The organism is Amycolatopsis sp. YIM 10, assembly GCF_009429145.1.
Lineage (GTDB): Bacteria > Actinomycetota > Actinomycetes > Mycobacteriales > Pseudonocardiaceae > Amycolatopsis.
The window spans coordinates 3,618,529-3,631,758 of the sequence record NZ_CP045480.1 but is presented as its reverse complement, the minus strand read 5'-3'; the positions used below and the strand labels follow the sequence as shown (position 1 = coordinate 3,631,758).

Annotated in this window: 17 protein-coding genes; 4 read left to right on the top strand and 13 right to left on the bottom strand. The window is 70.4% G+C overall.

Features of this window, described 5'->3' with window-relative positions; translation table 11 throughout:
- Position 1 precedes the first annotated feature (1 nt).
- On the bottom strand, positions 2-1,099 hold the full coding sequence (locus YIM_RS17655; protein ID WP_153031398.1) for a Xaa-Pro peptidase family protein: 1,098 nt from the start codon (positions 1,097-1,099) through the stop codon (positions 2-4).
- A 27-nt stretch (positions 1,100-1,126) separates the two neighbouring features.
- Here YIM_RS17655 and YIM_RS17650 point away from each other — a divergent pair, with 27 nt between their 5' ends.
- Positions 1,127-1,576: a B-4DMT family transporter gene (locus tag YIM_RS17650; protein WP_153031397.1), complete on the top strand. Its 450-nt coding sequence runs from the start codon at positions 1,127-1,129 to the stop codon at positions 1,574-1,576.
- On the opposite strand, the gene YIM_RS17645 is transcribed toward YIM_RS17650, so the two are convergent.
- The 10 genes from YIM_RS17645 to YIM_RS17600 form a co-directional block, all read right to left on the bottom strand.
- Positions 1,549-3,063, bottom strand: a complete 1,515-nt coding sequence (locus tag YIM_RS17645) for a beta-xylosidase (RefSeq protein WP_153031396.1) — start codon at positions 3,061-3,063, stop codon at positions 1,549-1,551. The two genes, YIM_RS17650 and YIM_RS17645, sit on opposite strands and share 28 nt — an antisense overlap.
- 105 nt (positions 3,064-3,168) lie before the next feature.
- Positions 3,169-4,083 (bottom strand): GNAT family N-acetyltransferase, encoded by a 915-nt coding sequence (locus YIM_RS17640; protein WP_153031395.1) that lies wholly within the window; start codon positions 4,081-4,083, stop codon positions 3,169-3,171.
- Between the two features lie 30 nt (positions 4,084-4,113).
- Entirely contained in the window at positions 4,114-4,545 is a 432-nt protein-coding gene (aroQ, locus tag YIM_RS17635; protein WP_153031394.1) for a type II 3-dehydroquinate dehydratase, read from the bottom strand.
- Positions 4,542-5,648: a 3-dehydroquinate synthase gene (gene aroB / locus YIM_RS17630; RefSeq protein ID WP_153037056.1), complete on the bottom strand. Its 1,107-nt coding sequence runs from the start codon at positions 5,646-5,648 to the stop codon at positions 4,542-4,544. The genes aroQ and aroB overlap by 4 nt, the downstream gene beginning before the upstream one ends.
- Positions 5,648-6,193, bottom strand: coding sequence for a shikimate kinase (locus YIM_RS17625; RefSeq protein WP_194240191.1), 546 nt, complete (start codon positions 6,191-6,193; stop codon positions 5,648-5,650). Before YIM_RS17625 ends, aroB begins: the two co-directional genes overlap by 1 nt.
- Positions 6,190-7,377: a chorismate synthase gene (gene aroC, locus YIM_RS17620; protein ID WP_153031393.1), complete on the bottom strand. Its 1,188-nt coding sequence runs from the start codon at positions 7,375-7,377 to the stop codon at positions 6,190-6,192. Before aroC ends, YIM_RS17625 begins: the two co-directional genes overlap by 4 nt.
- Positions 7,378-7,443: 66 nt before the next feature.
- Positions 7,444-8,067 (bottom strand): prepilin peptidase, encoded by a 624-nt coding sequence (locus YIM_RS17615; RefSeq protein ID WP_228004796.1) that lies wholly within the window; start codon positions 8,065-8,067, stop codon positions 7,444-7,446.
- A 100-nt stretch (positions 8,068-8,167) separates the two neighbouring features.
- Positions 8,168-8,794 (bottom strand): anti-sigma factor, encoded by a 627-nt coding sequence (locus YIM_RS17610; protein WP_153031392.1) that lies wholly within the window; start codon positions 8,792-8,794, stop codon positions 8,168-8,170.
- A complete protein-coding gene (locus YIM_RS17605) occupies positions 8,791-9,303 on the bottom strand; it encodes a sigma-70 family RNA polymerase sigma factor (RefSeq protein WP_153031391.1) in 513 nt (170 codons plus the stop codon). Before YIM_RS17605 ends, YIM_RS17610 begins: the two co-directional genes overlap by 4 nt.
- Positions 9,300-9,677 (bottom strand): hypothetical protein, encoded by a 378-nt coding sequence (locus YIM_RS17600; RefSeq protein ID WP_153031390.1) that lies wholly within the window; start codon positions 9,675-9,677, stop codon positions 9,300-9,302. The genes YIM_RS17605 and YIM_RS17600 overlap by 4 nt, the downstream gene beginning before the upstream one ends.
- A gap of 119 nt (positions 9,678-9,796) precedes the next feature.
- Here YIM_RS17600 and YIM_RS17595 point away from each other — a divergent pair, with 119 nt between their 5' ends.
- Complete coding sequence (locus tag YIM_RS17595; protein ID WP_153031389.1) at positions 9,797-10,213, top strand: ubiquinol-cytochrome c reductase iron-sulfur subunit; 417 nt, start codon at positions 9,797-9,799, stop codon at positions 10,211-10,213.
- A gap of 52 nt (positions 10,214-10,265) precedes the next feature.
- On the opposite strand, the gene YIM_RS17590 is transcribed toward YIM_RS17595, so the two are convergent.
- Both YIM_RS17590 and YIM_RS17585 read right to left on the bottom strand, forming a co-directional pair.
- Positions 10,266-10,721 carry a PTS glucose transporter subunit IIA gene (locus tag YIM_RS17590; RefSeq protein WP_153031388.1) on the bottom strand — a complete coding sequence of 152 codons (456 nt, stop codon included), beginning with the start codon at positions 10,719-10,721 and terminating at the stop codon, positions 10,266-10,268.
- Positions 10,718-10,954: a glucose PTS transporter subunit EIIB gene (locus tag YIM_RS17585; RefSeq protein WP_153031387.1), complete on the bottom strand. Its 237-nt coding sequence runs from the start codon at positions 10,952-10,954 to the stop codon at positions 10,718-10,720. The genes YIM_RS17590 and YIM_RS17585 overlap by 4 nt, the downstream gene beginning before the upstream one ends.
- A gap of 226 nt (positions 10,955-11,180) precedes the next feature.
- Here YIM_RS17585 and YIM_RS17580 point away from each other — a divergent pair, with 226 nt between their 5' ends.
- On the top strand, positions 11,181-11,966 hold the full coding sequence (locus YIM_RS17580; protein ID WP_153031386.1) for a GntR family transcriptional regulator: 786 nt from the start codon (positions 11,181-11,183) through the stop codon (positions 11,964-11,966).
- Entirely contained in the window at positions 11,963-13,192 is a 1,230-nt protein-coding gene (locus YIM_RS17575) for a PTS transporter subunit EIIC (RefSeq protein ID WP_153031385.1), read from the top strand. The genes YIM_RS17580 and YIM_RS17575 overlap by 4 nt, the downstream gene beginning before the upstream one ends.
- Positions 13,193-13,230: the final 38 nt, after the last annotated feature.

Here is a 13,230-nt window from a genome sequence, read left to right as displayed (position 1 = left end):
TTCAGGCGACCACGAGTTCCTTGGTGCTCAGGGTGAGGACCTCCCCCGTGCCCTCACGGACGATCAGCGTGTCCTCGATGCGCACGCCACCGCGGCCGGCGAGGTACACGCCAGGCTCGACGGTGACCGCCATACCGGCGGACAGTGTACCGACCCCCGTGGCGGCCAGGCTGGGTGCCTCGTGCACCTGGAGGCCGACGCCGTGGCCGAGACCGTGCGAGAAGTGCTCGCCGTGCCCGGCCTGTTCGATCACCTCGCGCGCGGCCTTGTCCACCGCGGAGACCTCGGCGCCGGGCAGCACCGCGGCCAGCCCGGCCGCCTGCGCGCGGTGGACCAGCTCATACAGCTCGCGCTGCCAGTCGGCGGGTTCACCGAGCACGACCGTGCGGGTCATGTCGGAGTGGTAGCCGTCGATGATCGCGCCGAAGTCCAGTTTGACGAAGTCGCCCTTGGCCAGGTGCCGGTCGGTGGGCCGGTGGTGCGGGATGGCCGAGTTCGGGCCCGCGGCGACGATCGATTCGAAGGAGGCGCCCGCCGACCCGTGGTCGAGCATGCGGTTCTCCAGCGCGCGGGCCACCTCGCGCTCGGTGCGGCCGACCCGGAGGTCGCCGTGCTCGATCAGGCCGCTCAGCGCGCGGTCGGCGGCGGCGCAGGCCATGCGCAGCGCCTCGATCTCGGCCTGGTCCTTGACCAGTCGCAGCCGTTCGACCAGGTTCGGCGAGCGGTGCAGCTCCACGCCCTCGGCGATCTTCTTGGTCGACTCGTACTGCTCCACGCTCACGTGCTGGCTCTCGAACCCGGTGCGGCCGTAGTCGGCGCGGTGGGCCGAGGCGTGCCGGGCGAGCGCGGCGGCGCTGGCACGGTCGAGCACGCGCTGCAGGTCGGGCACCTGGACCTCGGACTGGGTGGTGTACCGGCCGTCGGTGCAGAACAGCGTGCGGTCCTCGCTCTCGGCGTGCACCAGCAGTGCGGCGTTCGACCCGGTGAACCCGGTGAGGTAGCGGATGTTGAGCAGGTCGGTGACCAGGAGCGCGTCGAGTCCGGTCTCCCGGATCAGGGAGCGGAGCGCGGTGCGGCGGGCGGCATGGGTTTCAGGCACCGGGTCAGTTTATGACACAGTGTTCCGATGGCAGGCTGGGTTACGCGCGCACTGGTTCTCGCGGTGCTGCACGCGGTCGCGGCGGTGCTGCGGGCGAAGGCCGCGGTGTTCCGGCCGACCGATCTGGACACGCTCACCGTCGGCATCATCGCGCTGCTGGTCGGCGCCTCGGCACTGTGGGCCGCGCTCGACGCGTGGCGTGGAACGCCGGATCGGGGTCGCACCTGGTTCATCGCCGCGCTGGTCGCTGGCCCGGTGTCCGGTGTGCTCGACGTGGCGGGGCGGGCGATGTTCGTCGACCGCACCGGACTCGAAGCCCTCCCGGACGCGCTGATCGGCGGCGCCGCGTTCACCGCGCTGCTCATCCTCGTGCCGGCGTGGCTGGGCCTGTTCGCCGGCGACCGGATCGGCCGTCGTGCGGAGGAGACCGAGGAGACCGCCCGGCCCGATCAGCCCAAGGCCAAGCCCGCCGGGTAGGTGTTCCACCGCTCGTCGGTGATCGGGGTGATGGGCGACGCGTTCAACTCGGCCACGCCGGGCGGGCGGACCGCCCACAGCTTGCCGTCGTCGAGCAGCAGGCCGGTGCCGCCGGTCGGTGCCTGCACGGCGGCCACCCCGGTGGCCAGGTTCGCGGCCACCGGCACGCGGTCCAATCCGGGGACGCGGCGGTCGAGCAGCCGGACGGCGAGCAGATCGGCGACCGTGCGCCGGTCGACCCGGACGACACTGCCGCCCGCGACCAGGTCCATCGTGCGCACCGGCGAGGGCATCGCGAAGCCGTCGAGCACGGTGAGCATCCGGTTGACGTCGCCGCAGCCGTCGATGCCGTGCAGGTCGATGCCGAAGTGCTTGAGGTGCGTGGGGGCGCCGGCCTCCCCGGTCATCGTCGCGCGCACCACGTCGAGCGGCACCCGGCCGCAGGGATCGTCCACCGAGATGGGCGCGTGCCCGTCGGGCTGGCGCAACAGGCCGGGACCCTCCTTCCACGGGCCGGGCACCAGCACGGGCGGGTAGGGCCGCAGGCTGAAGTTCCGGTCGAGGAAGGTGATCGTGGTGCCGTCCTGCGTCTCGTGCGCGACACCGAAGGATTCGAGCGCCTCGATCCACATCAGGTCGGCGCTGAAGGCGTCGACCAGGGAACGCGTCCTGGGCACCTGGGTGCTCGGCGCCGGTTCGAAGCCGCGCTCCCCCAGCGCCTCGACCGCGGTGGTGAAGGCCGGGTCCTTCGAGCGCACGATGAACTGGCCCGCCCCGTTCCAGCCGGCGGCGCGGCCGGTCGTGTCGGTGAACATGAGGTAGAACCAGCCGTCGAGGAAGACCACGGAGGGCTGACCGGCGCCGTAGGTGTTCTCGCGCGGGGTGTCGCGGGCGGGGTTGAGGATCGGGTTGCCGCCGTTGGCCCTGGTCCAGTTGAGACCGTCGGGGCTGGTGGCCATGCCGATCGAGTTGCCGAGCGCGTGGTCGCCCGCGGCGCCGGTGTAGTAGAGGTAGTAGACCCCGTCGACCTTGACCACCGACGGGTCGCACGTGTGCACCCCGTCGAACGCGCCGGGGTTGCCGGACAGCACCGCCTGCGCTGGCCCGCCGCCCGTTCCGGTGAACGGCCCGCCGATGCCGGTGGACTCCGCGTGCAGGATGTCGTCGCCCGGCGGGCGCGCGGCCGGGTACTGGCTGCACCACCACATCCGGGTGCGGTCCCCGTCCTGCATGACGGCGGGGCCGTAGTTGTAGGGCGCCCCGATCCCGCCGGCGGCGACCACCCCCGCCGACTGCCGCCCCGCGTCCACCGATGGCGACGCACCCGGCGGGATGACCGGCGGCGGCACGGGGCTGCCGGGCGGCGGCGGTGCCTCCCCGCCGACCACCGCGCCGGTACCGGCCCCCTCGGCCTGCGGCTGCGCCCGGCTCGGTGTGCACCCCGCGACCAGGACGGCGCCGAGCAGCCAGGTGAGCGTGCCGCGCACGCGAGGGGACCTGCGGAACGTCAATCCTGCTCCCGAGCCGGTGGACACGAACGTGTCGACGAGCACGCGACACGGAAGTAACTACGACTCAGTGTACGGAGAGGTTCACCCGTTCGAGTGCAGACCTGGTGGTGTGGCGACAAGTTCCACTTCGAAGCCGTGGGAATTTTCCAGATACGCCGCGTAGTGCTGGTCACCGCCCGCATGCGGGTACCGGTCCGCGAACAGCGGTTTCCAGCCGTGCGCGCCCGATTCCTCGGCCAGCCGGTCGACCCGCCGCCGAGTGGAAACGTGCAGCGCCAAGTGGTTCAGCCCCGGGTCGCGGCGCCGGTGCTCCCGGGCGGTCAGCGCCGGCGACTGCTCCACCACGAGGTAGGTGGCGCCGAGCTTCCAGCTCACCCCGTCCGGCCACCGCTGGAACTCGCGCCAGCCCAGCTCGCCCAGCAGCCAGCCGAAACTGGCCTCCGCTTCGGCGAGATCGGGCACCCAGAGTTCGATGTGGTGCACCCGGCCGTGCGTCTCCGGCAGCTTCACGTGGACGCGGTGTTCGGCGCCGTAGTGGATCCCGCTGCCGACGTCCAGGAAACCCAGCCGTTGCGCCAGTTTGACACTGGACACATTGGACTCCCGGATCAGCGCCCAGACGGCGGGCAATCCGAGTTCGGTGAGCCCGTAGTCCAGCAGCCGCGCGGCGGCCTCGGTCGCCAGCCCGCTGCCGCCGTGCCGCGGATCGATGAAGTAGCCGATTTCGGCCACGTTCCCCGGCAACTCCCAGGACGGCCGCAGGTGCACGAGACCGATCACCTCGCCGTCCCTCTGGATCACCCAGTGCCCGAGTTCCGGCGGTCCGTCGTAAGCCAGCCGGCGCTCGACCATTTCGCGGCACTGCACCGGGTCGGAGAGGTCCACCTGGAAGAACCGGCTCATCACCGGATCCGCGAAGACCCGCAGCACCGCGTGGGTGTCGTCACGGTTCAACCCGCGCAACGTGAGCCGCTCGGTGGTCAGAACCGGAACCATGCATCCCCCCAGATGTCGTTCGCAGTGGAGTCAGTCCGCTTGTTCCGCCAGCCATCGGATGGCCAGCGCGTAACCGGGAACGCCGAAGCCCGCCATGACCGCGGTGGCGATGCCGGAGAGCACGCTGTGGTGCCGGAACTCTTCGCGCCGGTGCACGTTCGAGATGTGCAACTCGACCAACGGTGCAGTCAGCTGCGCGGCGGCATCGCGGACCGCGATCGAGTAGTGGGTCCAGGCGCCCGCGTTCAACACGACAGCCGCCCCGGCGTCCGCCGCCTCGTGCAGCCAGCCGACCATCTCGCCTTCGTGGTCGGTCTGGCGAACCTCGACCTCCACGCCGAGTGAACTGCCGGTCTCCTCGCAGAGCCGCACCAGGTCATCGTGGGTCGACGCCCCGTAGACGCCGGGCTCCCGTTTGCCGAGCCGCCCGAGGTTCGGCCCGTTGAACACGAAGACCTTCACAGCAGCACGCTCCCGCCCCCGGTTTTGTCCGCGGCGATCGCCGAGTAGGCCGCCGCGAGCAGGGACGGGTCCGGCCCCTCCAGCCGTCCGGGCTTCGCAAGTCCATCCAGCACGACGAACCGCAGCACGCCGGACCGCGTCTTCTTGTCGGTGCGCATGCCTTCGAGCAGCTGGGGCAGCGCCTCGGCGTCATAGGTCGTTGGCAACCCGAGCAACCGGAGCACCGCGGCGTGCCGGTCAGCCGTCGCGTCGTCCAACCGCCCGGCCAGTCGCGCCAGCTCGGCCGCGAACACCAGGCCGACGCTCACCGCCGCACCGTGCCGCCAGCGGTACCGCTCGCGCCGCTCGATCGCGTGCCCGAGGGTGTGCCCGTAGTTGAGGATCTCGCGCAGATCCGACTCGCGGAGGTCAGCCGACACGACGTCGGCCTTCACCTGGATCGCGCGCCGGACCAGTTCACCGAGCACGTCGCCCTGGGTGTCCAGTGCCGCCGCCGGGCTCTGCTCGACCAGCTCGAGGATCCTCGGGTCGGCGATGAAACCGGCCTTCACCACCTCGGCCATTCCGGCGACCAGCTCGTTGGGCGGCAGCGTCTCCAGTGTCGCCAGGTCGACCAGCACCGCGGACGGCTCGTGGAACACCCCGACCAGGTTCTTGCCCGCCTCGGTGTTGATCCCGGTCTTGCCGCCGACCGCCGCGTCCACCATGCCGAGCAGCGTCGTCGGCACGTTGACCAGCCGGACGCCGCGCATCCAGGTCGCGGCGACGAACCCGGCGAGGTCGGTCACCGCGCCGCCGCCGAGGCCGACCACCGCACCCCGCCGGTCCAGCCCGATGCGCCCGAGGACCTCCCAGCAGAACCCGGCCACCGAAAGCGCCTTGCCGTCTTCGGCGTCCGGGATCTCCACGCGGTGCGCGTCGAGACCGGCCTCGTTCAGCTCCTCGCGGATGGCCTCGGCCGTGGTGGTGAGCGTGGGCGGGTGGATCAGCGCGATCTTCGACGCGTCGCGGACGGTTTCGGTGAGTTCGCCGAGCAGACCGCGACCGACCACCACGTCGTAGGGCGTACCGGCCTTGACCTGGATACGGACCGGTTCGGACATCATGCTCCTCGTTCGTGCTGGGCGGCTTCGACGCCGCCGGTCTCCCGCAGCCGTTCCTCGATCGCGGTGACCACGTCGGCGGGGATCAGTTCATCGGTGCCGATCTCGATGGTGGCGACCTCGCGGTAGACCGGCAGTCGCGCCTCGAGCAGCGCCTTGTAGGTCGCGCGGGGGTTCACCCCGGCGAGCAGCGGTCGCGCGGACGAAACACCGGTGCGGCGCACGCCCTCCGCCATGCCGACGTTCAGGAAGACCACGGTGTGCCCTGCCAGCCGGCCGCGGGTCCGCTCCGACAGGACGGCCCCGCCGCCCACCGCCAGCACCCCGTCGTGTTCAGCCAGTGCGACCGACACCGCTTCCTCTTCCAGCGCACGGAAAGCGGGCTCCCCGTCGTCGGTGAAGATCTCCGAGATGGACTTGCCCGCGCGGTCGACGATGTCGTCGTCGGTGTCCCGGAAACCGACACCGAGCTGCTGGGCCAGCAATCGCCCCACGGTGCTCTTGCCCGACCCCGGCGGGCCGACGACCACAGCGCGCGGACTCACCAGCGCTCCTCGAGCGCCCGCAGGTAGCCCTCCGCGTTGCGCTTGCTTTCGGTGAGCGAGTCGCCGCCGAACTTCTCCAGCGCGGCATCGGCGAGCACCAGCGCCACCACGGATTCCAGCACGACGCCGGCGCGCGGCACCGCGCACACGTCCGACCGCTGGTGGATGGCGACAGCGGGCTCACCGGTCGTCACGTCCACGGTGGACAGAGCCTTGGGCACGGTGGAGATCGGCTTCATCGCGACGCGCACGCGGAGCGGTTCACCATTGGTGATCCCGCCCTCGAGACCACCGGCGCGGTTCGACCGTCGGGTCACACCCACTGGACCGGTGCCGCGGTCGATCTCGTCGTGCGCCTGGCTTCCCCATCGCTTGGCGGTCGTGAAGCCGTCACCGACCTCCACGCCCTTCATCGCCTGGACGCCCATCAGCGCACCGGCCAGCCGGGCGTCGAGGCGTCGATCCCAGTGCACATGGGAACCCAGACCCGGTGGCAGCCCGTACGCGAGCACCTCGATCACACCGCCGACGGTGTCACCGGCCTTCCGCACGGCGTCCACCTCGGCGACCATCGCCTCGGTGCCTTCCGCGCTGAACGCCCGCACCGGGCTCTCGTCGATCGCGGCCAGGTCCCCCGGTCCGGGCAGCGGCCCGTCCGGAGCCTCGGCGCCACCGATCGACACCACGTGGCTGACGATCTCGACGCCGAGCAACTGCCGCAGGTACGCCCGCGCGACCGTGCCGAGCGCGGTGCGCGAAGCGGTCTCCCGCGCGCTGGCCCGCTCCAGCACGGGACGCGCCTCGGGAAAGTCGTACTTCTGCATGCCGGGCAGGTCGGCGTGACCGGGCCGCGGCCGGGTCAGCGGCTCGTTGCGGGCCAGGCCTTCGAGTTCGGCCGGGTCCACCGGGTCGGCCGACATCACCTTTTCCCACTTGGGCCACTCGGCGTTCTCGATCTGCACGGCGACCGGGCCGCCCTGGGTGAGCCCGTGCCGCACCCCGCCGAGAAACTCGATGCGGTCCTTCTCGAAACCCATCCTGGGGCTCCGGCCGAACCCGAGCCGCCGGCGAGCCAGCTGTTCGGTCACGTCGGCGGTGGTGACCTCGACTCCGGCCACCATGCCCTCGAGCACGGCGGCCAAGGCGGGCCCGTGCGATTCACCTGCGGTCATCCAGCGCAACACGCCACGATCCTGTCACGTCCGCGGCCTGTCCGGACGCACACCCTCCGCGCCGTGCCGGACCGGTGTTCACTGGCTGGGAAACAACGTGACCAGTGAGGTGGCGATCAGCAGCCCTGGGCCGTGTGGCACGCCATCGTCCCAGGTCGGCGAGCCGCGGATGCGCGCGAGCACGCCCAAGGCGGCGCTCACCAGCGCGGCGATGACCACCACCACGACCATCGCTGTCCAACCGGCAGCACCGAGAACGAGCCCGAGCGAGCCGGTCAGCTTGACGTCACCGGCGCCGAGTGCGTGCGGAATCACCCGATGGGTCACCGCGTGCAACCCACCGAACACGACCACGCCCAACAACGCGCCCCACAGCAAACCCGCGCCGCCCTCGATCGCGGCGAAGGCGAGCGCGGCCGCGAAGATCGGGTAGGCGGGCAGCGTCAACACGTCCGGCAGCCGACGTTCCCTCAGGTCGACCACGAACAACGGAACAGCGACGGCGACGACCGCCAGCGGCACGGGCAGCCACCACCACGGCCCACCGAACCAGGCGACCAGAGGCCACAGCAGTGCAACGGAGACGACCGCGACCCAACCGGGCAGGCGCACCGGCGGAAGGGCGCGGCGCAGCGCCCATCGGCCGGCGAGCCCAGCGACGCAGCCGGCGAGAGCGAGGAAGGGGAAGTAGATCCAAGGCACGTTGTCAGGTTCCGGTGATCGTCACCGGGCTGGCAAACGAGGATGTGCGCCAACGGAGCAGTTCCGCGGGCAAACCGACGCGAACGGGCCGTAGCCGTAGTCAGGGCTCCCAGCGCAGCAGGGGTTTGCCCGCCGTCGTGCGGATCTCCAGCGCGGCGATGTCGGCGCGGTGCCAGGTCGTGGCGACCGAGATCTGTGCCGTGTCGTCGGGAATCGCCCGCCAGCTGGCGAGTTCGTCGACCTGTCCTTCGCGGTTGACCGCGACCAGCAGGTAGTCCCCGACCTTGCCGCCTTCGTAGCTGCATTTCATGTCGACCCGCGACCCGCCGGGCACGTCCTTGACCTGTGCGACCGCTTCGACCGGGAACTCGCCGAGCGCCACCATCGCGGTGCCCGGTTCTTCCTGTGCGGTCAGCGGGAACGCCACCACCACGACCAGTGCGGCAGCGGCCGCGAGAGCACCGGCGGTCGTCCAGCGACGACGCAGCCGGATCCGCCGCACGCGTCGCATCAGCGACGACCGCAAGCCCCGGGGTTCGCGCGCGACCGGGTCCAGTGCGTCGGCCGGCACCTGCGAAAGCAGCCCAGGCAGCCCCGCCAGCTCGCGCACGGCACGGGCGCACTCGCGGCACACTTCCAGGTGCGCTTCGAACGCGTACCGGTCCTCCGGGGTGAGCGCGCCGAGCACGTACGCCGCGTCATAGGACGCGAAGGGGTCATCGGTCATCGCACGACCCCCTTCTCCTCCAGCGCCATCTTCAACGCCCTGAGCGCATAATGCGTCCTCGACTTCACGGTGCCTTCGGCGACCCCCAGCCGCCTGGCCGCGTCGGCGACCGAATAGCCCTGGAAGAAGCAGAGAACGAGCACTTCGCGGTGCCGGTCGGACAGCTGCCCGAGTGCCTCCGCCACCAGCCATCCCTGCAACGCGCGTTCGGTGTCGTCGGGTACGGGCTGCTCCGGGGGTGCGTCTGTGGTGACTTCGGAACGGGCAGCCGCCGAGCGCCAGTCGTCGATCGCGATCCGGCGGGCCACGGTGAACAGCCAGGCGCGCGCCGACCCCTGGGACTGGTCGAGCACCTTGGGGTGCTTCCAGGCCCGCAACAGTGTTTCCTGCACGACATCCTCGGCACGGGCGGTGTTGCCGCCGGTCAGGCTCAGTGCGTAGGACCAGAGCGCGGCCGCGTGGTCGGAGTGCAGCGCGCGCATCAGTTCGTCTTCCGGTGCGTCCTTCACACCCGGGCGCCGTCCCGGTCGCGCACCGCGATCGCCAACAGGCCGAAGAGCAGGCAGGCCCCTTCGGCAATGGCCGCCCATACCTGTGAGGACCCCCAGAACAGCTCGTTCTTCATGCCGAACAGCCCGACGGTCACCGAGAGGACGAAGGCCACCAGGGTCACCGCGCCGAACCCGGCGGCGGCCAGCAGCGGCAGCCAGTGGTGCCAGAACAGCACGGCGAGCGCCAGTACGACTCCGGCGACCACGTTGACCATGAACAGCGGGCCGATCATGTCGATATCGCGGTACCCCAGCTGCCAGAGGTCGAAGTGGATCCACGCGGAGCCCAGCAACCCCGCGACCACCAGCAACCGTAACGCCCATGTGAACATGGCCGACTCCCTGCGCGCGTGTGGAAGGACACTACTTCCACACACGGGCGCGGCACCCCGTTGGTTCAGTCGGCGGACCGATTTTGAACCGAATCGGTACCTACGTCGTGTCACAGGGCATGACTGCCGAACAACACACCCGCCGCACCGTACTGGTCACCGGAGCCGCCGTCGCCGGCGTGGCCGCTGGAACGGCCGCCCTCGCGGCCTGCGGAACGGACGATTCCCCGCCCGCCGCCGCGGGCAACGGCTCGCTCGTGGCGCTGGCCGACATCCCGGTCGGCGAGGCGAAAGCCGTCAAATCAGGTGACCAGGAGATCATCGTCGCCCGGCCGACCGACGCGACCGCGGTCGCCTTCAGCGCCGTGTGCACCCACCAGGGCTGCGCGGTCAAGGCCGAGGGCAAGGACCTCACCTGCCCGTGCCACGGCTCAGTGTTCGACGCCCTCACCGGCCAGGTTCGGCAGGGCCCCGCGGAGACCCCGCTCCCCGCGGTGGCGGTGAAGGTGGAGAACGGCCAGGTGCTCAGCGCCTGAGCCGAGCGGCCCCGGGAGTCCTGAGCCCAGCTCCCGGGGCCGTCCCGACCGCTCAGTCGTTCCAGGTGAACAGCGCGTCGCCCTCGGTGACCTCGGTACCGGTCGTCAGCGCCGATAACGCCTCCGCCGGTGCGTCCAGTGCGACCACCGGCACCACGGCGGAGTAACCCGCGGCCGTGACCGCCTCGGGGTCCCAGCTGATCAGCGGCTGGCCCGCACGCACGGACTCGCCCTTGACCACGTGCAGGGTGAAGCCCTCGCCCTTCTGCTGCACCGTGTCGATGCCCAGGTGGACCAGCACCCCGCGACCGCTTTCGGTGGCCACGACGAACGCGTGCGGGTGCAGCGTCACGACCGTGCCATCGACCGGCGAGACCGCGTCGGCGCGACCGCCGGAGGGCTGCACCGCGATCCCCGGGCCCACCATCGCCTGCGCGAAGACCTGGTCGGGCACCTCGCTCATCGGCACCGTGCGCCCGGCTACCGGGCTCAGGATCTCCAAGCTCACATCAGGTCCTGGATGTCGCTGGCGATCGTGTCCGCCTCCGGGCCCACGATGACCTGTACCACCGAGCCCACCTTCACCACGCCCATCGCGCCGGCCTTCTTCAGCGCCGCCTCGTCGATGACCGAGCCGTCCTCCAGCTCGCAGCGAAGGCGGGTGATGCAGCCTTCGATCTCGATCACGTTGTCCGCGCCGCCGAGCGCCGCGAGGATCTTTTCCGGCCTGTCGTCCGCCACCGGTGACCTCCTGAAATCCGGGCCTGGCGCATTCGCGCCAGGCACAACTACGCCGATCGCCGGTACCGGTGCCGATCACGAGCACGAACTCGTAACGGCTGTTGACACCCGATCAGTCAGCGGAGCATTCTGCCCCATCAATGAATGGTCTAGACCGGAACGTACCAATCTTCGCGGCCCGGTGCGAGCACCAGGGTCACGAAGTCGGCGGAAGGAGGTGGAGGACATGAGCGCTGCCGCGTTCCCCTCCCGGCCCGACCGCGTAGTGGACGGTCCGACCCCGAAACACGCTCAGCTGCGGGAGATCCTGCGGCACGCGGTCGAGCGGGAGCTGCCACCCGGCTCCCCCATCCCCTCCGAACGCGAGCTGGCGGAGCGCTACCAGGTTTCGCGGCTCACGGTCCGGTCGGCGATCGGCAAGCTGGTCGAGGAAGGTCTGCTGTCCAGGGTGCGCGGCAAGGGCACGTTCACCGCCAGCCGCCGGATGGAGCTGCAGCTCTACCTCATGTCGTTCACCGACGACATGCGCCGCCGGGGCCTCGAACCGACCACCGAGGTACTCGGCACCACCACCGAGGTCCCGCCCGCGGCGACCGCGAACGCGCTCGGCCTGGCCGAGGGCGCCACCGCGCTGCGGCTCAAGCGGCTGCGCCGCGCCGACGGGATACCGCTGGCCGTGGAACGCGGTTGGTATCACCCCGTCAAGGTGGCGGGGTTGTTCGAGCTGGACCTCACCCGGTCGCTGTACGCGCAGCTGGCCGAGCAGGACATCCGCCTCGACCACGCCTGGCAAACCGTCTGGGCCGAGTCGGCGGACAAGGAAACCGCACGGCTGCTCGGTATCCGTACCGGCAGTCCGCTGCTCGTCTTCCGCCGCGTCTCCAGCATGGCCGGAGCACCGGTGGAGGACATGACTTCCTGGTACCGGGGAGATCACTACCAGGTGACTATGCAGTTGGACCGGAGTTCCCCGGATTCCGGTAACCCCGCCAAACATGGAGGTACCCGATGAGCGCCACCACAACGGGGGCGAAGGGTAGGGGGCTGGCCGGTCTGCAGCGGTTCGGCCGCAGCCTGATGCTCCCGATCGCGACCCTGCCGGCCGCCGGCCTGTTGCTCCGGCTGGGCCAGGACGACCTGCTCGGCAAGGACGGTCTCGGCTGGGACAAGGTCGCCGCCGTGCTCAGCGCCGCGGGTGGTGGCCTGCTCGACTGGCTGCCGCTGCTGTTCGCCGTGGGCATCGCGGTCGGCTTCGCCCGGAAGGGCGACGGTTCCACCGGTGTCGCCGCGGTCGTCGGCTTCGTCGTGTTCAACAAGGTCGTCCAGGTGTTCGCGCCGATCAACGAGATGGAGGGCTTCAAGGAAGGCTGGTTCCTCGCACCGGTCAAGTGGCCGTACTCGGTGCTTTCCGGTGTGATCGTCGGCCTGGTCACCGCGGTGCTGTGGCAGCGGTTCCACCGCATCAAGCTGCCGACCTACCTGGCCTTCTTCGGCGGCCGCCGGTTCGTGCCGATCATCAACTCGCTGGTCCTGCTGGTGCTCGGCGTGGTGTTCGGCCTGATCTTCCCGGTCATCGACGCCGGCATGCAGAACCTCGGCGAAGCGGTCACCAGCAGCGACGTGGTCGGTGGCGGCATCTACGGCCTGCTCAACCGCCTGCTCATCCCGATCGGCCTGCACCAGCTGATCAACGTGCCGGTGTGGTTCATCTTCGACGGTGGTGACCTGACCAAGTTCCTCGACGGCGACCCGACCGCGGGCGCGTTCATGACCGGCTTCTTCCCGATCTTCATGTTCGCCCTGCCCGCCGCCGCGCTGGCGATCTGGCAGACCGCGAAGCCGTCGCAGAAGAAGGTCGTCGGCGGTGTGATGGTGGCCGCGGCGTTCACCTCGTTCCTCACCGGTGTGACCGAGCCGATCGAGTTCGCGTTCATGTTCGTGGCCTGGCCGCTGTACCTGATCCACGCGGTCCTGACCGGTATCTCGCTGGCACTGGTCAACGCGCTGGACATCCATCTCGGGTTCTCGTTCTCGGCGGGCGCCATCGACTTCGCACTGAACTCGACGCACCCGGCGGCGAGTTCGAACGTCTGGCTGCTCATCCCGATCGGCCTGGTCTACGCCCTGATCTACTACTTCCTGTTCCGGTTCGTCATCGTCAAGTGGAACCTGCGCACTCCGGGACGCGAGGAAGACGACTCGATCGAGGCCGATCTCGACGCCACGGCCGCGAAGTAAGCGCACCACGAAAACCAAGCACCACAAGGAAAGGACGG